Raw genomic sequence first — 24,510 nt, 5'->3', positions numbered from 1 at the left:
TCCGCTTGCCTTTCGCGGGCAGTTTCAGCCCGGTTTTGAAAGCCCTCCGATCGGGGGGCGCAGGTGTGCCCCTCGGATCTGAATGACCTGGATTTTTCTGATTTTCATGGCCGTGTTTGCAGGGCTGTCCTTCTGGGGCGGTCGCAAACTGGCTGTGCGTCGTAGCCAAGGCGTCAAACCGCACTCGCGTCCGGGCCAGCATGGCCTGTATGCGGTTATCGGCGTGCTGGCCCCGTCTCTGGCCGTGCTGGTCCTGGCGTCGGTGTTTTCCGCACCTATAGAGCGCCAGTTGATCGCTGCCGGAGCTCCGGAAGCTGTAAGCCAGCTTGAGCCCTTCCGTCGTGAGGCCTTTATCGCCGATGCCCGCCGTGTCGGGCAGGGCAGTGCGGCCCTGCAGATCTGGGCGGCTCCCTATGCGGAACTGCTGCCGGCCGAAGGCCGCCGCGCCAATCAGATCCATTCGCTCCTGAACTGGGGTGGCATGACGGCTGGCGTGATTGCTGCCATCCTGGGCGCTCTGTTTGTCTTCCTGCGCATCCGTCCCGAGCTGCGCGCCCGCAACGCGGTCGAGGGCTGGGTCGTCGGTGTGCTGTTCGCCTGCGCCACCGTGGCGGTCCTGACGACTGTCGGCATCATCTTCTCGCTGGTTTACGACTCCCTGCGCTTCTTCAGCATGGTGTCGCCGCTGGAGTTCCTTTTTGGTACCCAGTGGAGCCCGCAGATCGCTATCCGCGCCGATCAGGTCGGCTCTTCGGGGGCTTTCGGCGCCGTGCCGCTGTTCGCCGGTACCTTCCTGATCATGCTGATCGCTATGGCAGTCGCTGCGCCGGTCGGCCTGTTCTCGGCTATCTACCTTTCGGAATACGCCTCCAAGACCACCCGCGCCGTGGTCAAGCCGCTGCTTGAGGTTCTGGCCGGTGTGCCGACTGTGGTCTACGGCTTCTTCGCGGCCCTGACTGTCGGTCCGGCGCTGCGCGTCTTCTTCAACACCATCGGCGCCTGGTTGGCGGGCGGTCCGCTGGATGGTCTGGGTCAGTACCTGCTGCTGGTGCAGAACCAGATGGCGCTGGTTGCCGGCGCGGTGATGGGCATCATGCTGATCCCGTTCGTGTCCTCGCTGTCGGACGACATCATGAATGCCGTGCCGCAATCCCTGCGTGACGGTTCCTATGCAATGGGTGCGACCAAGTCCGAGACGGTCAAGAAGGTCCTGCTGCCGGCGGCTCTGCCCGGTATTGCGGGCGCGCTTCTGCTGGCCGTATCGCGGGCGATCGGCGAGACGATGATCGTGACGATGGCTGCCGGTCTGGCCGCCAAGCTGACGCTCAATCCGCTGGAAACGGTCACGACCGTTACCGTACAGATTGTCACCCTTCTGACGGGTGACCAGGAGTTCAACAGCCCGAAAACGCTGGCTGCCTTTGGCCTGGGCCTGACGCTGTTCGTCGTCACGCTCGCGCTGAACGTCGTCGCCATGCGTATCGTGCAAGCCTATCGTGAACAGTATGACTGACGCCGTTACCCCCTCGGGCGCTGTCAGTGCCCGCACGCAGAAGCTGCAGGCCCGCCTGAAAGCCCGCTACGCCCGCGAGACGCGCTTCAAGTGGGCGGGGCGTGCCGCGATCGGCGCTGCGCTGCTGTTCCTCGTGATCCTGCTCAGCAGTATCGTGATGCAGGGCTATACGGCCTTCTACGCCCACAGCGTGACCCTGCCGGTCTATATGGATCCGGCGCGTATCGACCGCGCCTATCCGCAAGGCACCAATTTCGAGCAGATCGTCGCCGACCAGCAACTGGCCCGTCTGGGCATGGCCGACGACGCGCAGGGCAATCTGTCGCGTCAGATGCGGGCCCTGCTGTCTTCGGAGATCAAATTCATCGCCGGTGAGCGTATCCGCGCCCAGCCTGCCCTGATCGGTCAGACCCTGCCGATCACAACGCCGCTGTCGGACGATGCGGAGATGTATCTGAAGGGCAAGATCGCCCGCGACACGCCCGAGGAATACCGCCGCGTCACCGACCAGCAGATGGATTGGCTGGACAAGATGAAGGCCGACGGTCTGGTCCGCGCGCACTTCAACAGCGCCCTGTTCACCAATGGTGACTCCACCCAGCCGGAACTGGCCGGTCTGCTGGGGGCTGTGGTGGGATCGGCACTGATGCTTTTGGTCACGGCCCTGATCGCCATTCCGGTCGGTGTGTTCGCCGCCGTATGGCTGGAGGAATACGCGCCGCGTAACAAGCTGACCGCCATCATCGAGGTGAACATCAACAACCTCGCCGCCGTGCCGTCGATTGTTTACGGCCTGCTGGGTCTGGCGCTGTTCATCAACTTCCTGCACCTGCCGCGCGCCAGCCCGCTGGTCGGTGGTCTGGTTCTGGCGCTCATGGCGCTGCCGACCATCATCATCGCCACGCGCTCGGCTCTGAAGGCCGTGCCGCCGTCGATCCGCGAGGCTGCCCTTGCGATGGGGGCCAGCCGTACCCAGACCGTGTTCCAGCACGTCCTGCCGCTGGCCATGCCGGGTGTGATGACGGGTGCGATCATTTCGATGGCCCACGCGCTTGGCGAGACGGCCCCGCTGCTGCTCATCGGTATGATCAGCTTCGTACCGGGTATTTCGGCGGCCATCGATGCACCGGCCGGTGCACTGCCTTCGCTTATCTTTATCTGGGAGAATGCCTCGGAGCGCGCGTTCCATGAACGGACCGCAGCCGCCATCCTTGTCCTTCTCGCCTTCATGATCGTCATGAACGCCGCCGCCATCATTGTGCGTCGTCGCTTCGAACGTCGGTGGTAATGTCTATGAACTCCAAGATCACCCGAGCACCTGAAGGCCTGTCGGCCGGTACTGCTTCCATGTCGTCGGCTCCGGCTGTGGGCGATTCCGCCCGCGCTCCGCTGGGACCGATCAAGATCGCGGCCAAGGAGATCAAGGTCTTCTACGGCGAGAAGCAGGCCCTGCACGGTGTCAGCCTCGATATCCCCGACAAGGCGGTGACTGCCCTGATCGGCCCGTCGGGCTGTGGCAAGTCCACCTTCCTGCGGACGCTGAACCGGATGAACGACACGGTTCCGGGCGCGCGCGTCGAGGGTCGTATCGAGATGGACGGCGTCAACATCAACGACAAGAAGATCGACCCCGTACTGCTTCGCGCACAGGTCGGCATGGTGTTCCAGAAACCGAACCCTTTCCCGAAGTCGATCTTCGAAAACGTCGCCTACGGTCCGAAAATCCACGGCCTCGCATCGTCCAAGTCGGAACTGGAAGACATCGTCCAGTCGGCGCTGAAGCGTGCCGGTCTGTGGGACGAGGTGGCCGACCGCCTGCACGCGCCGGGGACCGGCCTGTCGGGTGGCCAGCAGCAGCGTCTGGTCATCGCCCGCGCCATTGCGGTCGAGCCGGAAGTCATCCTGATGGACGAGCCGTGCTCGGCGCTGGACCCGATTGCCACTGCCAAGATCGAAGAGCTGATCGACGAACTGCGCGAGCGTTACTGCATCGTCATCGTCACCCACTCGATGGCGCAGGCCGCCCGCGTATCCCAGCGCACCGCCTTCTTCCACATGGGCAACATCGTGGAAACCGGCGACACCGAAGACATCTTCACCAATCCGCGTGAACGTCGCACCCTCGACTACATCACCGGACGATTTGGCTGATATCCAGATGAACCAGCACACCGTCAAAGCCTATGGCGACGAACTGAACCAGCTGACGGCAGAGGTTGTCCGCATGGGCGGTCTGGCCGAGGCACAGGTGGCCGATGCCATCGAATCCGTCGCCCGCCGCGACGTGGCGCTGGCCCGTGCCGTGATCGAGCGGGACGCCAAGCTCGACACGCTGCACTATGACATCGAAAAGAAGGCGATCCGTCTGATCGCCCTTCGCCAGCCGGTGGCCAGCGACCTGCGCCGCACGCTGGGCGCGATCAAGCTGGCCTCTGACCTGGAGCGCACGGGTGACCTCGCCAAGAATATCGGCAAGCGCGCCCTGATCCTCGCCGAGGGCGAGCCGATGCAGGTGTTGACCCGCTCGATCGAGCGCATGGGCCGCCTCGTGTCGAACCGCCTGCGCGACGTGCTGGACGCCTATACGGCCTCGGAAGTCGAGCGCGCCATGAGTGTGTGGCAGACCGACGACGAGGTGGACGAGCACTACAATGCTCTCTTCCGCGAGCTGCTGACCTATATGATGGGCGACCCGCGCACCATCACGGCCTGTACCCACCTGCTGTTCATGGCCAAGAACCTTGAACGCATCGGGGACCATGCGACCAATATCGCCGAGGCCGTCTATTACGAGATTACGGGCGAGGACATGACGGGCGAGCGCCCTCGCGCCGTGCCCGCGCCGGGGGAGGAGGCTTCGCCGACCCCGACCGTCTCGGTGTCGACCGATCCGAACGCCGACGACTGATAGACCGTTGAACTGACGTCTCAGAACCGGAGAGCCAGCCATGCAGCCCTACATACTGGTGTTGGAAGACGAGGACGCCCTGTCCACCCTTCTTCAGTACAATCTGGAGAAGGAAGGCTATGAGGTCGCTGTCGCCGGAGACGGCGAGGAGGGCTGGTTGTTGATCGAGGAGCGCCAGCCCGATCTGGTGCTTCTGGACTGGATGCTGCCCAAGCTGTCGGGCATCGAACTGTGCCGCCGCATCCGCGCCAAGGCCGAGACGCGCAACCTGCCGATCATCATGCTGACGGCAAGGGGCGAGGAGACGGATCGCGTTCGCGGCCTCGATACCGGCGCGGACGACTATATGACCAAACCGTTCTCGATGACCGAGCTGACGGCGCGCATGCGGGCCGTTCTGCGCCGTCTGCGCCCCGGTCTGGCCGATGACCGTGTGAACCACGCCGACATTGTTATGGACCGTGTGGCCCACCGCGTCAGCCGCGCGGGCAAGGAGGTCCACCTCGGCCCGACAGAGTTCCGCCTGCTGGACCACTTCCTGAAACACCCCGGCCGCGTGTTCAGCCGCGAACAGCTTCTGGACGCCGTCTGGGGCTCGGACGTCTATGTCGAGGCCCGCACCGTGGATGTCCACGTCGGCCGCCTGCGCAAGGCGCTGAACGTGGACGGCACGGTCAACCCGATCCGTACCGTCCGTTCGGCGGGCTACTCGCTCGATCTGAACAACTGACCGAGCAGACATAAGAAAAGGGCGCTGTGGCCGAAGCCGCAGCGCCCTTTTTGTTTATGCGACAGCCTTAGTGGCGGCTGGCGGCGGCGTCCGCGTCGGCGGCCACCACTTCGCTCGGGTCGATGATGTAGTCGGTCGAGCAGTATTCGCAGTTCGCGTGGATCTTGCCGTCGTCTTCCAGCATGTCGTTACGGTCTTCTTCCGAGAAGGACTGAAGCACGGTGACGATACGCTCGCGCGAGCAGCGGCAGTGGGCGACCAGCGGGGTCGGGCCTTCCAGACGCACGCCGTCCTCGTGGAACAGGCGATAGAGCAGGGTCTCGGGCGTGATGGTCGGATCGACCAGCTCGTCGTCGGTCAGGGTCGCGAACAGGGCGCGGGTGCGCTCCCACACTTCCTCGGTCGAACCGCGGGCTTCGTCCCCGGCGATGACCTGGATCAGTGCGCCACCGGCACGCCATTGGGTGCCTTCGTCGGTGGTGATCTGGCCCACAGCGAGGTTCACCTTGGTCGGGATCTGTTCGGACTGCACGAAATAGTGCTCGGCGCACGACGACAGGCTGTCACCCTCGATGGGGGTCATGCCCTGCGTACGCTCGAAGTCCGGACCGCGGTCCAGCGTCATGATGAAGATGCCCTTGCCCAGCAGCTCTTCGGCACCGGGGCGGGCGTTCTTTTCGCAAGCGGCGGCCAGTTCACCTTCGTCATAGCGGCATAAGCCGCGCATGGTGCCGTCCGTGCCGTAATCGGCCAGCACATAGCGCACGGGGCCGTCGCCTTGGGCCTGAACCAGCAGGCGGCCTTCAAACTTCAGCGCCGAGCCGACCAGAGCGGCCAGCGCGCAGGCTTCGCCGAGCAGGTTGGCGACAGGGGCTGGATAGTCGTGCGACGACAGAATGGTGTCGATAGCCTTGCCCATCCGAACCAGACGGCCGCGCACCGGCCAGCCGTCGATCTGGAAAGCCGCGGCCAGATCATCATGCAGGGCATTGATAGGGGCGGTAACGTCGGTCACTTTGGTTCCTGAAAACACTGAAAGTCTTGAAGCCGCGCAACATAGGGACGCGGGGGGCGTTTTGTAAGGGGTACGGCCATTGTGCCTGCATTTGCAGGGCAGGCAGCCTATGAAAAACGGGAACTCTTGGGCTCAGCAACCGCTGATGTTCATTGACCCCCATTGCACAGCAGAAGGTAGACATGTTCGAGGATAGCAATCTGGTCGATGATCTGGTCGCGGAAGTTCGCAAGCATCCCGGTATTGTCGGCGGTACAATTGCCGTGCTGGCGGGTGTGGGTTTCGCAACCCTGTTCCTGCGCCAGCGTACGGGCCCGCGCCGCTATGAAGTGATCAAGGACCGTCTGAGCCCGCGCCAGTGGGCCGAGGAACTGGGCCTGGCGGATCGACTCGGCACCTTTGGCCGCCGTGTGCGCGACGATGCACAGGATGTCGCCGACACCACACGGGACCGTGCCTATGACCTGGGCCACGACATCGGCGACCGTGCCCGTGACTTCGGCAGCCGCGCCAAGGATCGTGCGCTGGATTTTGCCGACGAGGCGCGCGACCGCTTTGACACCTGGCGCCATGACCGCCGTCGCCGTCACAAGCGTAAAAAGGTCATGGGCTCGGCCCGTCAGGCTGCGGAAACGGCCCGTGACTTTGCCAGCGACCACGCCCGCGAGGGTGCGGCCCTGCTGACGGTGGGCCTGATCGCCGCCGCCATCGGTGCCATCGCCTTCGAGAATCGCAAGCTCAACGGCGAGTGAGGGCAAAAAGCGACGTTTTGGAAAATTCATGCGTCGCGGGGGGCTTCGGCCCCCCTTTTTATTGCTGCAACTGCGAAGGTGGGCTAGTTGCGGCGCATGACCTCGCCCAATGCTGCTTCGCCCGTATTCGTGTTCGATTTCGATTCGACTCTGGTCCGGATCGAGACTTTGGAAGCTCTGGCGGAGCTTTCGCTGGCTTCTGCGCCGGATGTTGAAGAGCGAAAGGCCAGGATCGCCGAACTCACCGACAAGGCCATGAGTGGCGAGCTGGGTTTTGGCGATGCGCTGCAACAACGCCTGGCCCTGCTGGGCCTGCGCCGCGAGCATGTCGAGGCTCTGGCCGACCGTATTCTGGACGAGGCCTCGACCTCCATCCGCCGCAACGTCGATTTCTTCGAGCGCAATGCCGAGCGCATCTACATCCTGTCGGGCGGTTTTACCGAGATCATCGCCCCGCTGGCACAGCGTTTGGGGCTGGCACCGGACCATGTGCTGGCCAATGAGCTGGTTTACGATGCGGACGGCCGCGTCACCGGCGTCAATGAAGCCACCCCCCTGGCCCGCGAAAACGGCAAGCCGACCGTCATCAAATCGCTGGATCTGGAAGGTCCCGTCGTCATCGTCGGTGATGGCTGGAACGATGCCGAGGTCAAACTGGCCGGTGCTGCCGACCGTTTCTACGCCTTTACCGAAGTGGTCCGCCGCGAGAAGGTTGTCGGGGTGGCGGATGCCGTCGTCTCCTCGCTGGACGAAGTCCTGTATGCCGAGGGCGTGCCGGGGCGTTGGTCGTATCCGCGCAACCGCATAAAGATGCTGTTGCTGGAAAACATCCACCCCGCCGCCGTCGAGCGTCTGGAAGAGGCCGGTTATACGGTCGAAACGATGAAGGGCGCTCTGGACGAGGATGACCTAATCGCCGCGATCAAGGGTGTCCACGTTCTGGGCATCCGCTCCAAGACCACGGTGACCAAGCGGGTTCTGGAACATGCCGACCGCCTGATGGCGGTGGCGGCCTTCTGCATCGGCACCAACCAGATCGATCTGGATGCCTGTGCCGACAAGGGCGTGGCGGTGTTCAACGCCCCTTATTCCAACACCCGCTCGGTTGTGGAACTGGCGCTGGGTCTGATGGTCGTGATGATGCGCGACGTGGCCGACAAGTCGCGCCAGATGCATCAGGGCGTGTGGAACAAATCGGCGACCGGCTCACGCGAAGTGCGCGGCAAGACGCTGGGCATCATCGGCTATGGTGCCATCGGCAGCCAGCTGTCGGTGCTGGCCGAAAACCTTGGCATGCGCGTGCTGTTCTATGATCTGAACGAGCGTCTGGCGCTGGGTAACGCCCGCCGCGTCCGCAAGCTGGACGACCTGTTGGCCGAGGCCGATGTCGTCACGCTGCACGTCGATGGCCGCAAGGAAAACACCAACATCTTTGGCCGCGAACAGTTCGCCAGAATGAAGGACGGCGCCCTGTTCCTGAACCTCGCACGTGGTCATATCGTCGATGTCGATGCTCTGGCCGAGGCCATGAAGTCGGGCAAGCTGGGCGGTGCGGCCGTGGACGTCTTCCCGGAGGAACCGCGCACCAACGCCGATCCGTTCGAAAGCCCGCTGATTGGCTTGAGCAAGGTCATCCTGACCCCGCACGTCGGCGGCTCGACCGAAGAGGCGCAGGAAGCCATCGCAGAGTTCGCCGCCGAGCGCCTGTTGAACTACCTGAACCGCGGGGACACGACCTTCTGCGTCAACCTGCCGAATGTTCAACTGGCCGAGGTGACGCGCGCCCACCGCCTGCTGCACATCCACAAGAACCAGCCGGGTGTTCTGGCCGAGCTGAACAAAGGCCTTTCCGAAGCCGGATTGAACATCCTCGGTCAGCATCTCAAGACCGACGAGCGCACCGGCTATGTCATCATCGACGTGGACCGTGGCTATGACCTCGAGGCGGTGAAGAAGCTCAGACACATCCCCGGCACGGTCAAATTCCGCATGTTGCACTAATGCCCGTTGCGGCCCGAAATCGCCGATCACGGTGATTTTGGCCGAACGGCGTATTGTAATCGCGTCAAACGGGCGCATCCTCCCTTGTTAACAGTCACGTTCCGATGGCTGACGGGAGGATAGCTTATGAAGGCATTGATGACGGGGGCCGCATCGACGGCTCTGGCTGTGGCGCTTGTCGCCATTGCGGGGTCGGCTTCGGCACAGACCTATGACCGTTTGGTCGTGTTCGGGGACAGTCTCTCCGACAATGGCAACCTGTACGGGGCAACCAACGGTGCGCAGCCGGCCTCGCCACCGTATTGGCAGGGACGCTTTTCGGATGGCCGTACCTTCGCCGAGCAACTGGGCTTTACGGCGGCCAACTTCAACGGCCCTGTCACCGGCAGCATCAACCTGGCCTTTGGCGGTGCCCGCACCGACAGTCAGGCCGCGCCGTTGGGCATGCAACTGCAACTGGCCAGCTATGTGTCGCGCGGTGGCCGTTTCGGTGCCGGTGATCTGGTCAGTGTTCTGGGCGGGGCCAACAACATCTTCCAGGGCCTGCCCGTAGCGGGGGCCTCGGCCAATCCGACCGGCACCATCGCTGTGACCTCGCGCTCGGCGGCCAGCGATATTTCTGGACTGGTCGGGGCGGTCGCCCAGGCCGGAGCGGGGACGATTGTCGTTACCAACCTGCCGCGCCTCAGCGTCACGCCGCAGTTCCGCGGCACTGCCGCCGCACCGCTGGCTGACTTTGCGGTCACCACCTTCAACACGGCACTTTACAACAATCTGGCTTCGGTCGCCTCGTCCAATCCCGGCGCGAACATCATCCAGGTGGACCTGTTCACCGCCGGCGATGCCCTGAGCGCCAATCCCGAGGCGTTCGGCATCCGCAACGCCACACAGGCCTGTTTCAACGGTGTGACCGTCTGTTCGAACCCCGGCGAATATTTCTATTTCGACGGCGTTCACCCGACGACCAAGGGCCACTCCATCATCGCCAGCATGGTGAATGACTACATCTATTACGGCACGGCGGGCTCACGCATGGCTGTGCTGGGCGAGACGTCGTGGCGTCACCGCGAGGACGATCTGGACTCTGCCACCCGTGAACTGTCCACCCGCGATGCATGGGGCGAGGGCACGCGTCTGAGCCTGTCCGCACTGGCCAGCACGGCCAAGACGGATGCGCGCGGCGCAATCGAGGAAACCAAAACGGACGGCTACGGTGCACGTCTGGCGCTGGAAACGGGCAATGAGACCCTGCGCTTCGGTCTGGCCGGTGGCATCCGCCAGTCAGAGCTGGATGCGGGCATCGTCAAGGCCGACATCGATAACTTCAGCCTCGATGTCTACGGCGGGTGGCGCTCGGAGCGAGCCTTCGTCAACGTGGCAGCCGGGGCGGCGCAGGACGATTACAACAATGTCCAGCGCATGACCGCACTGGCTCCTCTGGTTCACAACTCCAGCACGCGCGGCAAATCCTATGGTGCGCGCGCACAGGGCGGGATGTGGTTCGAACAGGGCCGGATGGGGATCTCGCCCCGTGTGGCCGTGGCCTGGGTGAACACCTCGGTGGACAGCTTCTTCGAGGCCGGACCTGTGGCGGACTACGCCTATCAGAGCCGCAGACTGGAAGCCATTACCGGAGAGGTCGCCCTTCGTCTCGAGCACGGCACCGAACGCGTGCAGTTCTTCATCGAAGGCGGTTGGCGCGATAGCTTGAGCGACAGCAGCGAAGACATGCGCACCGGCATTCAGGGCAATACGGCAAAGGTCCTGGCCCAGTCCGTGGACCTGCCATACGGCTCACAGGGCATTGTGTCGGTCGGTTTGTCGGGACGTATCGGTGAAAACCTCAGCGTCGGCGTGGGCTACAACGGCCGCTTCGGCAGTGACTTCAACAGTCACCTCGGCGGCGTGCGGCTTTCCTACGCATTCTAAGTTGCTGACTTTAATACGGGAGGTGCCCGTCGCCTCCCGCATGTCCCTGCGGCCATTGCACTCTTGCACACGGGAGGGATTTCCGTGACTGCTAGGCAATGGCCATTTGGCATTGGGAGGAAGTATGTCGACCGTCCTCAGACTGTCCGACGTCAGTAAGAACTACGGCGGTTTTCAAGCCGTACAGTCACTGAGTTTCGAGGTTGAACGCGGCTTGATCTGCGGTTTTTTGGGACCGAATGGTGCGGGTAAAACCTCGACGATCCGAATGATCCTGGGTTTGCAGGGCGTCAGTTCCGGACAGATCGAAATCCTGGGGGCGGACGATGGGCGCAAGGTTCGCGACCGTATCGGTTTCCTGCCCGAGGAGCGCGGCCTCTATAAGAAAATGACGCCTGTCGAGGCCATTTCCTATCTGGGCTCACTCAAAGGCTTGCCGACAGGCGAGGGGCGTAAGCGCGCCATCGATATGTTGGAAAAAATGGGCCTCGGCGAAGCCCAGAAGAAAAAGATGAAGGACCTCTCCAAGGGCATGGCCCAGAAGGTCCAATTGATCGCATCCGTGGTGCATCATCCGGAATTCGTGATCCTGGACGAACCCTTCTCGGGTCTGGACCCGATGAACCAGCAAGGTCTGGAGGCCATGATCCGCTCGCTGGCGGAAAACGGTGCCACGGTGCTGTTCTCGACCCACGTCATGCAGCATGCCGAGCGACTGTGCGACAAGGTTGTGTTGCTGGCCCGTGGCCGGAAAGCCTTTGAAGGCACGGTAGACGAGGCGAGGGCCACGTCGCCGCGCTATCTGGAAGTCGAGGGGGCGGTTGACCCTACCGCCATCGCGGCCCTGCCGGGTGTGGCGGGTATCGACCAACTCGAATACGACGGGGAACTGCGCAACATCCGCGTGCGGCTGGCGGCCAATGCCGATGTGCAGCAGACCCTGCGCACTGCATTCATGTCCAATCTCGACCTGCGACGCTTCCAGCTCAAGGAGCCGTCTCTGCATGATGCCTTCATCGCACTGACCGGTGACAATCCGGATGACGATCAGAGACAACAGGGGCTTGAAGGTGCAGTGAAGGAGGCAGGCCGATGAACCGCGCCCTTTTGATCGCCCAGCGCGAAATCATGGCCTATGTGAAGACCGTAGGCTTTTGGCTGTCTTTGCTCAGCCTGCCGTTCTTCGCGGTACTGGGCGGCTTTATGCCATCGATGCTGAAACGGGCCGAGCCTGTGCAGCAGTATGTACTGCTGGACGAGTCTGCGCCGTCTTCGTCGCTGGCCGACAGCGTACGCAGGGTCCTTGAGGCCGACCATGCCCGTGCGACCAATGCCGCCCTGTCTATCGCCGCGGTCGGTGAGGGCGGTCTGCAGGGCCGCGACAGCGTCCGTGCCGCGGTTGTGTCCGGTGGCTATGAAGCGGGCTATGCCCAGCTTCAAAAGGTTGCCCCGCGCGCGGCCGCCAGCTTCAAACCTCCGCGTCAACAAACCCTGGAGGTCAAGGCTCCCGCCGATCTGGCGGCGGCATCGACGCCCGCGGCGCGTGACGCTCTGGCGCGTAAATGGCTGGAGAGTGACGAACTGATCGAAGGGCGCAAGCTCTCGACGGTGGTGATCCTGGACGAGAAGGGCGGAGTTCCGTCCGCCCGTATCTGGTCGCGTCGCGCATCCGATGTGGATATGGAATCCAAAATCCGTGAGGCGCTGAGCGAGGTGAACCAAAACCGTGTGTTCACCGCCAACGGTGTGGATACCGATCTGATCCGGGCCGTAGAGGAATTCCGTCCGGAGGTGACCTTCCTGTCGCCGCGCGCGGCATCGGGCGGTGAGGTCAGTCTGCGCGACCGTCTGCCGGCGTTTATCGGGGTGATCTGCGGCTTCCTGATGTGGTCGTTGATCCTGACGGGGGCCAGCATGCTGATGAACGGGGTGATGGAGGAGAAATCCAACAAAATCCTCGAAGTTCTGCTGTCCTCGGTGACGCCGACCGAGCTTTTGGTGGGCAAGGTGCTGGGCGTGGCGGTCCTGACCCTGACGGTTATGGGGGGATGGGGTCTGATCAGTGCCGTTGGCCTGACGATCGCCCTGCCGGATGTGGCGCGCGATATCGGTTCCGTCATGCTGGCGAACGGTTTGTGGCTGTATCTGCTGCTCTATCTGGTGGGGGGCTATCTGATGTACGCGGTGCTGTTTGCCGCCATCGGTGCCTTCTGCGAAACGCCGCGCGATGCGCAGACCCTGATGGGGCCGGTCATGATGGCGATGATCGTCCCGCTGCTGTTTGTGCAGATGGCGATGCGTTCTCCGGATGCGATGCTGCTGAAGGTGTTCAGCTTCATTCCGCCGTTCACGCCCTTCATCATGTCGGCCCGTGCGCCCAGCCAGCCGCCTATGGTCGAGGTCGTGGGCAGTCTGGTCGTTATGTTCCTGTTTGCAGCGCTGATGATGTGGCTGTCGGGGCGTGCGTTCCGCGCCGGTGCCATGTCCGATGCCAAGCTGTCGTGGAAGTCCTTCCTGGGGGCCATGCGCACGCAGTAGGCCGCTACTGGACTTTGGTCCAAAACGGCAGAAAGGCGGGCTTCCGGCCCGCCTTTTTCATGCCTGCCGCCCATCTGGAATACGGGTAAAAGAAAACCCGCCCTGCGCAATCGCGGGGCGGGTTTTCAGGAAGCCTTGTTGAAAGGGCGTCGCTGTATTAGCGGCCGCGACCCTTCGGTGCCGGCAGCAGGCCTTCGCGTTGTGCACGCTTGCGGGCCAGCTTACGAGCGCGACGGACAGCTTCGGCCTTTTGACGGGCGCGCTTTTCCGACGGCTTTTCAAAGTGCACGTGGCGCTTCATTTCGCGGAAGCTGCCTTCACGTTGCATTTTCTTTTTCAGGGCCTTCAGGGCCTGATCGACATTGTTGTCGCGGACGAAAATCTGAACCAGGGTTCTCTCTCCTTTGGCCGCCCGCCGCGTCCTGATGAAGGGAAGACGGGCAGACAAAACAAAAATCTGGTCCAAAGAGACAGACCCCTTTGGATGAAGGCGGCGGGATACATGATCTTTCGGCCTCTGTCCAGACAGACGGCATCAATCGTGATGGGTCGAAACCCAATCATTATGCGGGTATTGTAGAGGGATGACGGATACTTCGCACACCACACGGACCCCGAACGGTGCCGAACAGGCGGCCAAGATCCCTGATGACTGGGCTATTCGCACCGAACAGGCCGTTCTGGATGCCGCCATTACGCGTGCAGAACGATTGGGCTGGAACGCCCGATTGGTGCGTGCGGCCTGTGAGGCAGAGGGACTTTCCCTTGGAGATCAAGAGCTTCTGTTCCCGCACGGTGCGCGTGATCTGGCTGCCCTGCTGTCTCGTCGCCACGACGCGGTGGCCCTGAAAACGCTGGAAGCGACACCTGCTGCGACCCTCAAGATTCGGGAACGAATCGCGGCGGCGCTGTCTGCCCGTCTCGAAGCTGCGGCAGCGGATGCGGCGGCATCGAAAAAATGCGCGGGTTTTCTCGCGCTTCCGTTTAACGCCGATCTGGGAATCAGCCTGACGTGGGATACCGCCGATAAGCTGTGGCGCTGGGCTGGGGATACCTCGACCGACCAGAACCACTATTCGAAGCGGACGATTCTGAGCGGGATTCTGGCCCCGGCCCTGACCATCCGCCTGTTCGAGGGCAGGGAGGCCGCCGACAGCTTCTGCGCCCGCCGCATCGAGAATGTGATGCAGTTCGAAAAGTGGAAGGCCGGAAAGGATTTCGACGCGCCGATGCGCAAGATCACCGACTTCCTCGGTCGCCTGCGATACGGCGACAAGGTCGCCTGAATGAAAAGGCCGCCCGATGGGGCGGCCTTTTTTGTGGTCAGAGGCGCGTCAGAACCTTGTTGATGTGGGCCATCTTGCGGCCTGCGCGGGCCTCGCGCTTGCCATAGAAATGCAGGTGGGTGTCGGGATCGGACGCCATAGCGTGCCAGCCGTCGATCTCATGGCCCAGCAGATTGGTCATCTCGATACGGGCATGGGCCTCGGTCGAGCCGAGGGGCCATCCGGCGACGGCGCGGATCTGTTGTTCGAACTGGTCACAGGCACATCCGTCCTGCGTCCAGTGGCCGGTATTGTGGACGCGCGGGGCGATCTCGTTGACCAGCAGCGAACCGCCCAGATCGAACAGCTCGACCCCGATCACGCCCACATATTCCAGTCCGTTCAGAATCGCCGTGGCGATCTCGACGGCGCGGGCCTGGGTTGCATCGTCCACTTCCACAGGCGCGATGGTGGTGCGCAGGATGCCGTTTTCGTGGGTGTTCCGGCCCAGCGGATAGACGGCGACCGTACCGTCCACGCCGCGCGCGGCGATCACCGACAGTTCCTGCGTGAAGGCGGCGCGCGCTTCCAGAATCGCGGGCTTGTGGCCGATGGCGGCCAAAGCGGATTCGGCGTCTGCGGCGTCCTTGATCCAGACCTGACCCTTGCCGTCATAGCCTTCGCGACGGGTCTTCAGCAGGGCGGGCAGGCCCAGTTTTTCAATCGCGGCGGTCAGGTCGTTCAGGTCATCGACCTTGGCGAAATCGACCGTCGTGGCACCCACGCTGTTCAGGAAGGTCTTCTCGTCCACGCGGTCCTGCGCCGTGGCCAGTGCGCGGCCATTGGGGGCCACGCGCACGCCCTCGGCCTCCAGCACCGCGACGACCGAGGCGGGGACGTTCTCGAACTCGGTGGTGACCACGTCGCTGATCTTGGCCAGCTTCTTCAGGCCGTCGACGTCATCGTAGGCGGCTTGAATGTGGTGCGCGGCCACGCGCGAGGCGGGGCAGTCGGCCTGCGGTTCCAGAATCGCGACATCGAAGCCCAGCGTCGATGCCGCCTCGGCCAGCATGCGCCCCAATTGGCCGCCGCCAAGGATGCCAATGGTGGAACCGGGGGGCAGGGCAGCAATCGGGGCGGTCATCTAAGGCTTAGTCCTCGACGGTTTCGAGTACGGATTCGGTCTGGGCGGCGCGGAAGGCGGCAAGGCGCATCGCCAAGGCTTCGTCCGACAGCGCCAATATCTGTGCGGCCAGAATACCGGCGTTGGTGGCACCGGCCTCACCGATGGCGAGGGTGGCGACCGGAACGCCGCCGGGCATCTGAACGATGGAAAGCAGGGAATCGAGACCCTTCAGGGCCTTGGATTTCACAGGAACGCCCAATACCGGCAGATCGGTCATCGACGCGGCCATGCCCGGCAGGTGGGCTGCACCACCGGCACCGGCGATGATGACCTTGAAGCCCTTGGTTTTTGCCGTCGTGGCAAAGTCATAGAGGCGCTGGGGCGTGCGGTGGGCGCTGACGACCTTGGCCTCCCATGCGACACCCAGCTGATCCAGCTTGTCGGCGGCCAGTTTCATCGTCGGCCAGTCCGAGCGGCTGCCCATGATGATGGCGACGGGCGGGGTGGAGGCGGTCATGCAATAAAGCTCCCCATGCAGAAAGTGGCCGCTTATAGCAGGTCCGTTGCCACCGCAACCAAGACCGTTAATCTTGTATGGTTAAAACGCGTACCCATCCGATAGGTTTTCAAAGGCCGGAGCCTCGATTTTGGTGGAACTGTTGGCAGGAGATCGCTCAGCCTTGCTGGCTCAGATCGAACAGTTGTGTAATGAAGTCGAGATATTGCGGGCACGGGCCGAAAGGGCCGAGGCACTGGCGGACCATGATGTTCTGACCCCGACATTAAACCGGCGCGGCTTCCTGGATAATCTCACACGGATCATGGCTTATTGCCGCCGGCACGGGCAGGACGCCACCTTGCTGTATCTGGATCTGGATGACTTCAAACAGATCAATGACAGAAGCGGCCATCCGGCGGGGGATGCGGCACTGATCACCGTGGCAAATCTCCTGCTCCATGAAATGCGCGAGTCGGATACCGTGGGCCGCATGGGCGGTGACGAGTTCTGCATCGTCATGATGAATGCCGATGAGGAGGCCGCGCGCCATAAGGCCGACGAGTTGATGCATAGCCTGCGGACCACGCCGTTCAACTGGCAGGGGCAGAGCTACAGCCTGTCCGGCTCCATCGGGGTGCGGACGCTGGGCGAGCAGGCCGATCCCGAGACGTGGGTGGCCGAGGCCGATGCCGCCATGTGGCTGCGCAAGGGGGCAGGCACCGCTAAAAACTGACCTTCAGGTCGCAGTTGTCAGCCGGCTGCTCTGGCTCTAAGTCGGAAACAGCAGTGCCGGGGACCTGATATGAGTGCAGCCGAATATAAGCTGGATGATGCCGACCGCCGCATCCTGCGTGTCTTGCAGCAGGACGGGCGCATCACCAATCAGGACTTGGCGGCCGCCTGCAATATGTCGGCATCGTCGTGCTTCGAGCGTGTTCGCCGCCTGCGCGAGAAGGGCGTGATTCTGGGCTATACGGCCCTGATCGATCCGAAATATGCCGAGCGCGAATTGCTGATCTTCATCGAGGTTCTGCTGGATCGCACCACCTCGGACATTTTCGATCAGTTCGCGGCCCGCATCCGTCGCTCGCCCGAAGTGCTGGAGTGCCATATGGTGGCCGGCGGCTTTGACTATCTGGTCAAGGTGCGGATGAAGGACATGGCGGCCTATCGCGCATTCTTGGCCGACACTCTGGTGGTCATGCCCGGTGTGCGTGAAACCCGCACCTATGCGGTGATGGAAGAGGTCAAGGACACATCCGTCCTGCCGCTGTAAGCCCTATCAGGCGATGATATCGGGCAGGATCTGATCGCGGATTTTGACGATCTCTTCCTTGAGCACCAGCTTCTTGCGCTTCAGGCGAGCGATCATCAGCTGATCCGGTGAAGGCATCAGTACCAGCGCCTCGATCGAGGCGTCCAGATCGGCATGTTCCTGTTCCAGAAGGGCCAGCTTCTTGTGAAGGGCCTTCTCTTCTTCGGTCAGGATCGGATCGTGATCGTTCATCTGTGTCCCCCGCGGGTGCGGGCTTATAACCGAGGTAAGCCTAGGCGGAAAGGCGCTGGGCCAGTGTGGTCAGGGCGGGGCGGGGGACAGTTTTGTCCCACTGGCGCGCGCACTGCACCATTGCATCCAATACGGGCCGTGCCGCGCCGTTGGGCACCGGTATGAGCGCCTCCAGCTGGGCCAGGAGATATTTCTCGGCCTCCAGCTCCACTGCCTTCACCCTGTTGCGCACAGCCTCGCGTGCGGCGGCATCCAGATCGGGGACAGGTTTTTTCAGTGTGCGGCGAACCGAACGCAGCGGTGCGATCGTGGTGTCCTGCCACGCCCGGGCGATATCGCAGGCCGCCTCGACCTCCTCCTCATCGGGGCGGCGTCCGGTTTCGGCGCACCACCCTGCCCACAACAGCAGGCAGACGTTTTGATCGAAATAGTCCTGAAGCTGGATGCAGGCTTCGGATACACCCTCGCGGCCATAGGCTTTGACCGCCCAGTCCCACAGACTCATTCTGATGCCGTTCCCTTCAGTCCACCCCAGCGTTTGACGGGGGACCATTCCAGACCGAACAGGTCCAGTGCGCGACCGACAGACTGGTCAACGATTTCCTCGACCGACTGCGGGCGTGTGTAGTGGGCCGGCAGGGGCGGGGCGATGATTGCCCCCATCTCGGCCAGACTGGTCATGGTGCGCAGATGGCCAAGGTGCAGCGGCGTTTCGCGCACCATCAGCACCAGCGGGCGGCGTTCTTTCAGCACCACATCGGCGGCACGGGTCAGAAGGGACGAGGTCACGCCCGTGGCTATCTCGCCCATTGTGCGTACCGAACACGGCGCGATCAGCATGCCCATTGTCCGGAACGATCCGGAGGCAATGGTGGCACCCACATCGTTTACGCGGTGCACGACACTGGCCCTGGCGGTCACATCATCCAGCGCCAGATCAGTTTCCTGTGAAAGGGTCAGTATGGCAGCGCGGGAGATGACCAGATGGCTTTCAATGCCCAGATCACGCAGGGCATCCAGAGCCCGCACGCCGTAAACCACGCCCGATGCACCGGAAATCCCGACGATCAGGCGACGGGGCGTGGTGGGCGTAACGGTAGAGTTCATAAGATTGACCCTTTCGGACTCGACGGTACCGGCTGTGAGGCAAGGACGGAAGCGACAGAGTTCACCGGAATGTGACTCCCAAACTTCGAAATCCCTGCGTTCACTGTACTGGTCCCTTAGCTATGGAGGCGCAAGCCATGACCATTGAGGCGCGTATTCGCGAGTTGGGCAACCGGCACCGGAATCTGGATGAAGTCATCCAGCAGGAAATCCGACGGCCGGCCGCCGATGCCACACGATTGCGGGAACTCAAACAGCAAAAGCTGAGGCTTAAGGAAGAGATCAGTTCGCTTCAGGGCCCACCGCACTGATGCAGACTGGATAATAAAAAGGCCCCGGAGCAATGCTTCGGGGCCCTTTTTCTTGATCGGCGCGAAGATCAGTCGCGCGAGCCGAATACCGATTCCGCCGTCGGTTCGCCCGCAGCGAAACGATCGGTTTCTTCTTCTTCGATTTCGACCGGAGCTTCTTCTTCGGTCACGACTGGCTGGAGCACACCGTTCTGGGCGTCTTCCTTGGCCTTCTTGTCGGCGGCCTTGCGGATGACTTCGTCCAGCTGCAGCTGGCCGACCAGACCCAGGGTCACCGGATCACGCGGGGTGATGTTGGGCGAGTTCCAGTGGGTACGGTTGCGCACCGATTCGATGGTGGCCTTGGTGGTGCCCAGCAGTTTGGCGATTTGGGCGTCGGCCACTTCGGGGTGGTTGCGCACAAACCACATGATGGCGTCCGGACGGTCCTGACGGCGCGAGACCGGGGTGTATTTCGGAGCTTTCTTGGCCGGCTTCAGCAGCTCGGCGTGGCGCGAAACAACAGCCTTCATGCGGTAGTTGGTGTCGGCCTGCGCCTTTTCCAGTTCTTCGCGGGTCAGCTGGCCGTTGACGATCGGGTCGGCACCGCGGATGTCGCGGGCCACGTCGCCATCGGCGATGCCGCGCACTTCCAGCGGGTGCAGGCCGCAGAAATCGGCGATCTGCTCGAACGTCAGCGAGGTGTTTTCCACCAGCCAGACCGCAGTGGCCTTGGGCATCAGGATCTCGGTCATGGGCATTTATCCCGGTGGTTCAGGCCCGGAAACCGGGCGTTGGATACGACGGCGCCCGACCTTTTCGGCCGGGCGCGATGAACCGACTATAGGCTCATTTCGTTGAAAAGAAAACGTCGTCTGCCTGTGACGTACAGCTTCCATTCACAAAGAACGGTGCAATACATCACCAACAGCGCAACAGGCGCGCTGAGAACCAAGAAGGAAACGTCATGAAAGCCATGCTGAGCGCCTTTTCAGGCCTGGCCGTTCTGGTGGGCGGTCTTGCACTGGCCCCGTCCGCAGCAGAAGCGCAGAACCGTGGTCCGCAGGGCCAGGCGCGCGGTAGCTATGTCCGCTCGTGCGAAGGCATCCGTGTCTCGCAAGGCATTCTCACGGCACAGTGCCGTGACGAGCGCGGTGAACTGCGTCGCTCGACGCTGAATATCGAGCGCTGCGGCAACTATGACATTGCCAACTCCAACGGCCTGCTGGTCTGCGGCAACAACCGCGGCACCTTTGAACGCAATGACCGCTATGACCGCGATGACCGCCGTGATGACCGCTATGGCCGCAGCAGCATCACCGTCTATCGCGATGCCAACTACCGTGGCCAGCAAATGACCTTCACCGGTGCGGTCAGCAACCTGCGTACGCAGGGCATGAACGATGCCATCAGCTCGATCCGCATTCCGCGTAACAGCGGTGACTGGATGGTCTGTGCCGATGCTGATTTCCGTGGTCGCTGCGAGGTGATCTCGTCGGATATCTCGGATCTCAACCGTCTGCGCATGAACGACACCATTTCGTCCCTGCGCCCGGTCGAGCGCCGCAATCCGGGCCGTGGCGACTATCGTCCGCGCTAATACGCTGTGATGCCTGTGAAGGCGGGAACAGGGGGGCAGCCCTGTTCCCGCTTTTTTTATGGGATCAGCACAATCTTGCCGATGTGATCGCCGCCCTCCAGCGCCTCGTGTGCGCGGCCTGCTTCTGCCAGCGGGAAGCGGGCATGGATCTGAGGCACGATCCTTCCGGACTCGACCCACGGCCAAACCGTCTTTTCGATTTCTCCGGCCAGACGCGCCTTTTCGGCATTCGGGCGGCTGCGCAGGGTCGAGCCTGTGATCACCAAACGCTTCAGCATGATGCGCTGGAGATCCAATTCGGCTTTTGTCCCTGTCAGGCTGGCGATGATGACCCATCGGCCAAAGTTGTTCAGGGCCTTCAGGTTCAGATCGGCATAGGCCGCGCCAACCATATCAAGAACCACATCGGCCCCGCCGGCAGCCTTGATCTCGGCCGACAGATCCTGGGATGAAGCGTCCAGACTGATGTCTGCGCCCAGTGTGCGGGCCGCGTCGGCCTTGGCCTTGGTGCGGCTGGTCGCGATAACGCGGGCGCCTGCGGCCTTGGCCATCTGGATGGCCATGACGCCGATACCGCTGGTGGCACCGTGGACAAGCAGTGTCTCGCCCGCCTTCAGGGCACCGCCCTCGAAAACATTGGTGAAGACGGTGAATGCGGTCTCGGGCAGGGCTGCGGCCTGCTCGAAATCAAGACCGGCAGGGATGGGCAGGGCGATGTCGGCATCCACGACGGCGTACTCCGCATAGCCACCTCCGCCCAGCAGGGCGCAGACGCGGTCACCCTTTGTCCAGCGCGTCACCCCTTCGCCAATCGCTTCGACTTCACCGGCGACTTCCAAGCCCAGTATGTCCGATGCGCCCGGGGGTGGCGGATAGCGACCCTCGCGCTGGACGATATCGGGACGATTGACGCCACAGGCCCTGACACGGATCAGGATTTCACCCGGCCCGACCTGAGGCACAGGACGTTCGGCCAGGGTGAGTGAGGAGGCCGGGCCCTTGCCTCCGGCGATTTCTATGACGCGCACTGTCGCCTCCTGAACTTGCAAAAACACGGATTAAGGCGTCTTCTACCCAGTCAGGAGAATGTCGGCCATATCCGTATCCGATATTCCAGTGTTCCATCCGGTCGAGGGAGGCAGAAATGTCTTTTGAAGATCTAGAGCCGCGTCAAAGTCTTGGCGACAATCTGCATGGCTTGGTGCGCGAAGATCTGGACGGATATTCGGTGGCGGACCTGAAGGCCCGTATCGAAACGCTGGAAGGCGAAATAGTGCGTGTAAAGGCGGCCATCGAGGCTAAGTCCTCGCAGCGCAGTGCTGCCGATGCCCTGTTCAAATTCTAACCCGCTGGTTGTGCCGGCTTTCAAGTCGGTGGACGATTGGAATAACAGTGCTGTCATCAAGCGTAGCAGTACGCTAAACAAGCGTCCGGTTTCGTCATCAGGGGTGGGCAGACGTGAACCTGATCAATGATCAGCAATGGGCCGAGGTCGACCGTTCGGCCGAGGCGCTAAAATTTACCGGCTCGGAGCTTTTCCAGCGGTTGTTCCGCGAGGGAATAGAGCTTGTCGAAGAAACGGCGGCCTATCTGGACGGTGACGGTCGTATGGAATCGCGCCTGCTGTCACGCTCGGCCAGTCTGGTGTACGCCAGCGAGAGCATGAAGCTGACGACGCGACTGATGCAGATCGCATCCTGGTTGCTGGTGCAGCGGGCCATCAACGAGCGCAATATTGATGCCACGGTGGCGTTCGAGCCGCGCTACCGCCTGGCTGAACGCTCGCCTGTGTCCGAGCCGCTGCCTGCCGATCTGCCTATCGCCTTGGTCGAGGCGATCCTGCGGGCAGAGCGCCTATATGACCGGGTCTATTATCTGGACCAGAAGATGTACGTCACGATCGAGGAAGAGACGCCGGTCAACGGCGTGCTGGACCAGATGGAGCGGCTGCGCGCAGCCTTCGGTTGACCGGATCGGAAAAACAGAAAGGCGGCGGAAGTATCCGCCGCCTTTTCGTTTGTCCGGTCGGGCAAAGCCTTAGATCCAATCGTCGTCCTTGTCCTTTGGCGCTTCGCTGACAACCGTAGGCAGGTTGACGTCGATGCCCATAGCCCGCGCCAGCTTGGCGTCGCGGCGATAGGAATCCTCACGGAAGGCAACGCGACCCTGACCGTCCACAAAGGCCGTCCAGTACAGCAGTCGCACGCCGATGGGGCGGCCCGTCTGTACGCGGGTCGTGGAGCGATCGGCCTGTGCGGTATCAAAGGCGGCCAGTTTGGTCGGATCCGGCGACAGCAGCAGTCGGGCGAACTCAACCGCATTGTGAACGCGGACACAGCCGTGGCTGCGCTGGCGCATCGACAGGTTGAAGGCCCCCTTGTTCGGGGTGTCGTGCAGGAAGATGGCGTAGCTGTCGCGCAGTTCGAACTTCACATAGCCCAGCGACGACTTCGGACCGGCGCGTTGCACGACCCAGCCGTTGTCGTTGATGTACATGTCGTTGGCGGCGAGATAGCCCGGCCCCTTTGGCAGGATCTCACGGCGGGCAATGCCCATCGGTACAGTCCACGGCGGATTGGCCACGACCGAGGCGAACGGGCGTTCAAGGCTGGGCGTCTGGTTTTCAAGGGAGCCGACAACAACGCGGTTCGAGTGAACCGGCTGGTTGTCTTTCCAATAGACCATGATGGCTGCGGCGGTGTTCACCTCGATCCGTTCGGACTGCAGTTCACGCTTCAGCCAGCGACGGCGTTCCAGGTTCAGGGCGATCTGACGGGCGCGATCCTCGGCAGAGGCCCCCAGAGAGCGCTGGGTCGCCGGTCCGACGCGGCCATCGACGCCCAGACCGTGGCGGGCCTGGAAGCTGCGCACGGCACGCTGGACGGCTTCGCTATAGACGGTCGAGCTGCCGTGCGCATTGGCGGCGGCGGCGCTCATATCGCCTTCGGCCGCGAGGCGTTTGACCAGAGCGGGCACGCGCGGATCGCTGCTGCCCGGCTCGATCTGTGCGCCCTGGGCAAAGGCAGGCCAGCCGCCATCACGGGCAATGCGGCGATAGCGGATGTATCCGGCCGAAAGATTGGTATAGCCGATGTCCTGCGGGGGCAGGCCGTCGAACCAGTCCGACAGCTTGTTGCCACGAACCGCATCGACCAGACCCTGGGCGACATCGACGGAGTTTTTCTGCATCTCCCACAGTTCTTCGACGTCTTCTGGTTTGACGCGACCGTGGGCCAGGATTTTGGCGTAGGAGAGGGCGGAAGCCGTGGCCTTGACCTCTGCCGACTGTTTATCTGCGGCCAGGCCGACGAAGTCGAAATAGTCACCCGCGTGGATGGCGTGGCGGTCGGAGCGACCGGCCACTTCCTGAAGGGCGCGCAGGTTCTGCTCGTTCCAGATGGGACGACCGCCCGTCTGTTCATAGACTTTGCGGACATCAGCCTGAATGGCCTGCGGCAGGCGGCCGATCTGCGCTTGGAGCTGCTCCGGCACAGGAGCCGATGCTCCTTCGCTTTGAGCGAAAGCGTGGTTACCTGCACTCAGGGCCAAGGATGCCGAAGCAACGCCAAAGCCCAGTTCCCGACGATTCATATCTGTTCCGTTTCAGCCGACTCTAACTGCCCTCCAGCGTTATACTAGAGGAAGAAAATGAACGCCTTGTGATTAGCGATGTTCCCGCCAAACAAAAAGGGCGCCGTTCCGAGGAACGACGCCCGATTTTGTCCGGAAG

General features: G+C 62.5%; 27 protein-coding genes and 1 pseudogene. 18 read left to right on the top strand and 10 right to left on the bottom strand.

The annotated features are described in order from the left end of the window. Positions 1-82 precede the first annotated feature (82 nt). From pstC to phoB, 5 genes are read left to right on the top strand one after another with little or no spacing between them, the layout of a single operon-like run. Complete coding sequence (pstC, locus tag B3H86_RS02555; protein WP_292050998.1) at positions 83-1,513, top strand: phosphate ABC transporter permease subunit PstC; 1,431 nt, start codon at positions 83-85, stop codon at positions 1,511-1,513. Further along, the gene (gene pstA, locus B3H86_RS02550; protein ID WP_292050997.1) at positions 1,506-2,801 is read left to right on the top strand and encodes a phosphate ABC transporter permease PstA; all 1,296 of its coding nucleotides are present in this window, start codon (positions 1,506-1,508) and stop codon (positions 2,799-2,801) included. The genes pstC and pstA overlap by 8 nt, the downstream gene beginning before the upstream one ends. 59 nt (positions 2,802-2,860) lie before the next feature. Continuing rightward, on the top strand, positions 2,861-3,664 hold the full coding sequence (pstB, locus tag B3H86_RS02545; RefSeq protein ID WP_292051072.1) for a phosphate ABC transporter ATP-binding protein PstB: 804 nt from the start codon (positions 2,861-2,863) through the stop codon (positions 3,662-3,664). Between the two features lie 7 nt (positions 3,665-3,671). Beyond that, entirely contained in the window at positions 3,672-4,421 is a 750-nt protein-coding gene (gene phoU, locus B3H86_RS02540; protein ID WP_292050996.1) for a phosphate signaling complex protein PhoU, read from the top strand. Between the two features lie 40 nt (positions 4,422-4,461). Continuing rightward, positions 4,462-5,151, top strand: a complete 690-nt coding sequence (gene phoB / locus B3H86_RS02535) for a phosphate regulon transcriptional regulator PhoB (protein WP_292050995.1) — start codon at positions 4,462-4,464, stop codon at positions 5,149-5,151. Positions 5,152-5,218: 67 nt separating this feature from the next. Here phoB and B3H86_RS02530 read toward each other — a convergent pair whose 3' ends face one another. Further along, positions 5,219-6,166 (bottom strand): Hsp33 family molecular chaperone, encoded by a 948-nt coding sequence (locus B3H86_RS02530; RefSeq protein ID WP_292050994.1) that lies wholly within the window; start codon positions 6,164-6,166, stop codon positions 5,219-5,221. Between the two features lie 152 nt (positions 6,167-6,318). Between B3H86_RS02530 and B3H86_RS02525 the strand changes: the two genes are divergently transcribed. The 6 genes and pseudogenes from B3H86_RS02525 to B3H86_RS02505 all read left to right on the top strand — a co-directional run bounded on the left by B3H86_RS02525 (position 6,319) and on the right by B3H86_RS02505 (position 13,386). After that, positions 6,319-6,918, top strand: a complete 600-nt coding sequence (locus tag B3H86_RS02525; protein ID WP_292050993.1) for a hypothetical protein — start codon at positions 6,319-6,321, stop codon at positions 6,916-6,918. A 96-nt stretch (positions 6,919-7,014) separates the two neighbouring features. Further along, positions 7,015-7,554: pseudogene (locus B3H86_RS13885) on the top strand (HAD family hydrolase); the annotation flags it as partial. A 135-nt stretch (positions 7,555-7,689) separates the two neighbouring features. After that, entirely contained in the window at positions 7,690-8,919 is a 1,230-nt protein-coding gene (gene serA / locus B3H86_RS13880) for a phosphoglycerate dehydrogenase (protein ID WP_349679840.1), read from the top strand. 126 nt (positions 8,920-9,045) lie between these two features. After that, positions 9,046-10,848: an autotransporter domain-containing protein gene (locus tag B3H86_RS02515; RefSeq protein WP_292050991.1), complete on the top strand. Its 1,803-nt coding sequence runs from the start codon at positions 9,046-9,048 to the stop codon at positions 10,846-10,848. 124 nt (positions 10,849-10,972) lie between these two features. Further along, complete coding sequence (locus B3H86_RS02510; protein ID WP_292050990.1) at positions 10,973-11,944, top strand: ABC transporter ATP-binding protein; 972 nt, start codon at positions 10,973-10,975, stop codon at positions 11,942-11,944. After that, the gene (locus B3H86_RS02505; protein ID WP_292050989.1) at positions 11,941-13,386 is read left to right on the top strand and encodes an ABC transporter permease; all 1,446 of its coding nucleotides are present in this window, start codon (positions 11,941-11,943) and stop codon (positions 13,384-13,386) included. The genes B3H86_RS02510 and B3H86_RS02505 overlap by 4 nt, the downstream gene beginning before the upstream one ends. 157 nt (positions 13,387-13,543) lie before the next feature. Here the strand turns inward: B3H86_RS02505 and rpsU are convergent, their stop codons facing one another. Then, positions 13,544-13,777, bottom strand: coding sequence for a 30S ribosomal protein S21 (gene rpsU, locus B3H86_RS02500; RefSeq protein WP_087139870.1), 234 nt, complete (start codon positions 13,775-13,777; stop codon positions 13,544-13,546). 193 nt (positions 13,778-13,970) lie between these two features. On the opposite strand from rpsU, the gene B3H86_RS02495 reads away from it, so the two are divergent. Further along, positions 13,971-14,672 (top strand): COQ9 family protein, encoded by a 702-nt coding sequence (locus tag B3H86_RS02495; protein WP_292050988.1) that lies wholly within the window; start codon positions 13,971-13,973, stop codon positions 14,670-14,672. A gap of 37 nt (positions 14,673-14,709) precedes the next feature. Here B3H86_RS02495 and B3H86_RS02490 read toward each other — a convergent pair whose 3' ends face one another. Further along, a complete protein-coding gene (locus tag B3H86_RS02490; protein ID WP_292050987.1) occupies positions 14,710-15,795 on the bottom strand; it encodes a 5-(carboxyamino)imidazole ribonucleotide synthase in 1,086 nt (361 codons plus the stop codon). A gap of 7 nt (positions 15,796-15,802) precedes the next feature. Next, complete coding sequence (gene purE / locus B3H86_RS02485) at positions 15,803-16,294, bottom strand: 5-(carboxyamino)imidazole ribonucleotide mutase (RefSeq protein WP_292050986.1); 492 nt, start codon at positions 16,292-16,294, stop codon at positions 15,803-15,805. 163 nt (positions 16,295-16,457) lie between these two features. On the opposite strand from purE, the gene B3H86_RS02480 reads away from it, so the two are divergent. Both B3H86_RS02480 and B3H86_RS02475 read left to right on the top strand, forming a co-directional pair. Further along, complete coding sequence (locus tag B3H86_RS02480; protein ID WP_292050985.1) at positions 16,458-17,009, top strand: GGDEF domain-containing protein; 552 nt, start codon at positions 16,458-16,460, stop codon at positions 17,007-17,009. A gap of 69 nt (positions 17,010-17,078) precedes the next feature. Further along, on the top strand, positions 17,079-17,552 hold the full coding sequence (locus B3H86_RS02475) for an Lrp/AsnC ligand binding domain-containing protein (RefSeq protein WP_292050984.1): 474 nt from the start codon (positions 17,079-17,081) through the stop codon (positions 17,550-17,552). Positions 17,553-17,558: 6 nt separating this feature from the next. Here the strand turns inward: B3H86_RS02475 and B3H86_RS02470 are convergent, their stop codons facing one another. From B3H86_RS02470 to B3H86_RS02460, 3 genes are read right to left on the bottom strand one after another with little or no spacing between them, the layout of a single operon-like run. Next, positions 17,559-17,783 carry a YdcH family protein gene (locus B3H86_RS02470; RefSeq protein ID WP_292050983.1) on the bottom strand — a complete coding sequence of 75 codons (225 nt, stop codon included), beginning with the start codon at positions 17,781-17,783 and terminating at the stop codon, positions 17,559-17,561. 40 nt (positions 17,784-17,823) lie between these two features. Next, positions 17,824-18,288, bottom strand: coding sequence for a TIGR02444 family protein (locus B3H86_RS02465; RefSeq protein ID WP_292050982.1), 465 nt, complete (start codon positions 18,286-18,288; stop codon positions 17,824-17,826). Next, a complete protein-coding gene (locus B3H86_RS02460; protein WP_292050981.1) occupies positions 18,285-18,890 on the bottom strand; it encodes a UbiX family flavin prenyltransferase in 606 nt (201 codons plus the stop codon). Before B3H86_RS02460 ends, B3H86_RS02465 begins: the two co-directional genes overlap by 4 nt. A 137-nt stretch (positions 18,891-19,027) precedes the next feature. Between B3H86_RS02460 and B3H86_RS02455 the strand changes: the two genes are divergently transcribed. Further along, positions 19,028-19,201 (top strand): YdcH family protein, encoded by a 174-nt coding sequence (locus B3H86_RS02455; protein WP_292050980.1) that lies wholly within the window; start codon positions 19,028-19,030, stop codon positions 19,199-19,201. A gap of 68 nt (positions 19,202-19,269) precedes the next feature. Here the strand turns inward: B3H86_RS02455 and B3H86_RS02450 are convergent, their stop codons facing one another. After that, positions 19,270-19,935, bottom strand: coding sequence for a DUF1013 domain-containing protein (locus B3H86_RS02450; protein WP_292050979.1), 666 nt, complete (start codon positions 19,933-19,935; stop codon positions 19,270-19,272). Between the two features lie 212 nt (positions 19,936-20,147). Here B3H86_RS02450 and B3H86_RS02445 point away from each other — a divergent pair, with 212 nt between their 5' ends. Continuing rightward, positions 20,148-20,780, top strand: coding sequence for a beta/gamma crystallin-related protein (locus tag B3H86_RS02445; protein ID WP_292050978.1), 633 nt, complete (start codon positions 20,148-20,150; stop codon positions 20,778-20,780). Between the two features lie 56 nt (positions 20,781-20,836). Here B3H86_RS02445 and B3H86_RS02440 read toward each other — a convergent pair whose 3' ends face one another. Next, the gene (locus B3H86_RS02440; protein ID WP_292050977.1) at positions 20,837-21,808 is read right to left on the bottom strand and encodes an NAD(P)H-quinone oxidoreductase; all 972 of its coding nucleotides are present in this window, start codon (positions 21,806-21,808) and stop codon (positions 20,837-20,839) included. A gap of 116 nt (positions 21,809-21,924) precedes the next feature. Here B3H86_RS02440 and B3H86_RS02435 point away from each other — a divergent pair, with 116 nt between their 5' ends. After that, a complete protein-coding gene (locus B3H86_RS02435; protein ID WP_292050976.1) occupies positions 21,925-22,125 on the top strand; it encodes a DUF1192 domain-containing protein in 201 nt (66 codons plus the stop codon). Between the two features lie 113 nt (positions 22,126-22,238). Beyond that, on the top strand, positions 22,239-22,748 hold the full coding sequence (locus B3H86_RS02430; RefSeq protein WP_312820835.1) for a DUF1465 family protein: 510 nt from the start codon (positions 22,239-22,241) through the stop codon (positions 22,746-22,748). Positions 22,749-22,817: 69 nt separating this feature from the next. Here B3H86_RS02430 and B3H86_RS02425 read toward each other — a convergent pair whose 3' ends face one another. Next, positions 22,818-24,371: a L,D-transpeptidase family protein gene (locus B3H86_RS02425; RefSeq protein WP_292050975.1), complete on the bottom strand. Its 1,554-nt coding sequence runs from the start codon at positions 24,369-24,371 to the stop codon at positions 22,818-22,820. Between the last annotated feature and the right edge of the window lie 139 nt (positions 24,372-24,510).

It is taken from the genome of Brevundimonas sp. UBA5866, from assembly GCF_002432125.1.
Classification (GTDB): Bacteria; Pseudomonadota; Alphaproteobacteria; order Caulobacterales; family Caulobacteraceae; genus Brevundimonas.
This window is presented reverse-complemented; position numbering and strand designations above follow the sequence as displayed.

Coding starts and splice junctions, on each gene's coding strand:
- pstC (WP_292050998.1), top strand. CDS start 83: ATGACCTGGATTTTTCTGATTTTCATGGCCGTGTTTGCAGGGCTGTCC.
- pstA (WP_292050997.1), top strand. CDS start 1,506: ATGACTGACGCCGTTACCCCCTCGGGCGCTGTCAGTGCCCGCACGCAG.
- pstB (WP_292051072.1), top strand. CDS start 2,861: ATGTCGTCGGCTCCGGCTGTGGGCGATTCCGCCCGCGCTCCGCTGGGA.
- phoU (WP_292050996.1), top strand. CDS start 3,672: ATGAACCAGCACACCGTCAAAGCCTATGGCGACGAACTGAACCAGCTG.
- phoB (WP_292050995.1), top strand. CDS start 4,462: ATGCAGCCCTACATACTGGTGTTGGAAGACGAGGACGCCCTGTCCACC.
- B3H86_RS02515 (WP_292050991.1), top strand. CDS start 9,046: ATGAAGGCATTGATGACGGGGGCCGCATCGACGGCTCTGGCTGTGGCG.
- B3H86_RS02510 (WP_292050990.1), top strand. CDS start 10,973: ATGTCGACCGTCCTCAGACTGTCCGACGTCAGTAAGAACTACGGCGGT.
- B3H86_RS02505 (WP_292050989.1), top strand. CDS start 11,941: ATGAACCGCGCCCTTTTGATCGCCCAGCGCGAAATCATGGCCTATGTG.
- B3H86_RS02495 (WP_292050988.1), top strand. CDS start 13,971: ATGACGGATACTTCGCACACCACACGGACCCCGAACGGTGCCGAACAG.
- B3H86_RS02490 (WP_292050987.1), bottom strand. CDS start 15,795: ATGACCGCCCCGATTGCTGCCCTGCCCCCCGGTTCCACCATTGGCATC.
- purE (WP_292050986.1), bottom strand. CDS start 16,294: ATGACCGCCTCCACCCCGCCCGTCGCCATCATCATGGGCAGCCGCTCG.
- B3H86_RS02475 (WP_292050984.1), top strand. CDS start 17,079: ATGAGTGCAGCCGAATATAAGCTGGATGATGCCGACCGCCGCATCCTG.
- B3H86_RS02470 (WP_292050983.1), bottom strand. CDS start 17,783: ATGAACGATCACGATCCGATCCTGACCGAAGAAGAGAAGGCCCTTCAC.
- B3H86_RS02465 (WP_292050982.1), bottom strand. CDS start 18,288: ATGAGTCTGTGGGACTGGGCGGTCAAAGCCTATGGCCGCGAGGGTGTA.
- B3H86_RS02460 (WP_292050981.1), bottom strand. CDS start 18,890: ATGAACTCTACCGTTACGCCCACCACGCCCCGTCGCCTGATCGTCGGG.
- B3H86_RS02455 (WP_292050980.1), top strand. CDS start 19,028: ATGACCATTGAGGCGCGTATTCGCGAGTTGGGCAACCGGCACCGGAAT.
- B3H86_RS02450 (WP_292050979.1), bottom strand. CDS start 19,935: ATGACCGAGATCCTGATGCCCAAGGCCACTGCGGTCTGGCTGGTGGAA.
- B3H86_RS02445 (WP_292050978.1), top strand. CDS start 20,148: ATGAAAGCCATGCTGAGCGCCTTTTCAGGCCTGGCCGTTCTGGTGGGC.
- B3H86_RS02435 (WP_292050976.1), top strand. CDS start 21,925: ATGTCTTTTGAAGATCTAGAGCCGCGTCAAAGTCTTGGCGACAATCTG.
- B3H86_RS02425 (WP_292050975.1), bottom strand. CDS start 24,371: ATGAATCGTCGGGAACTGGGCTTTGGCGTTGCTTCGGCATCCTTGGCC.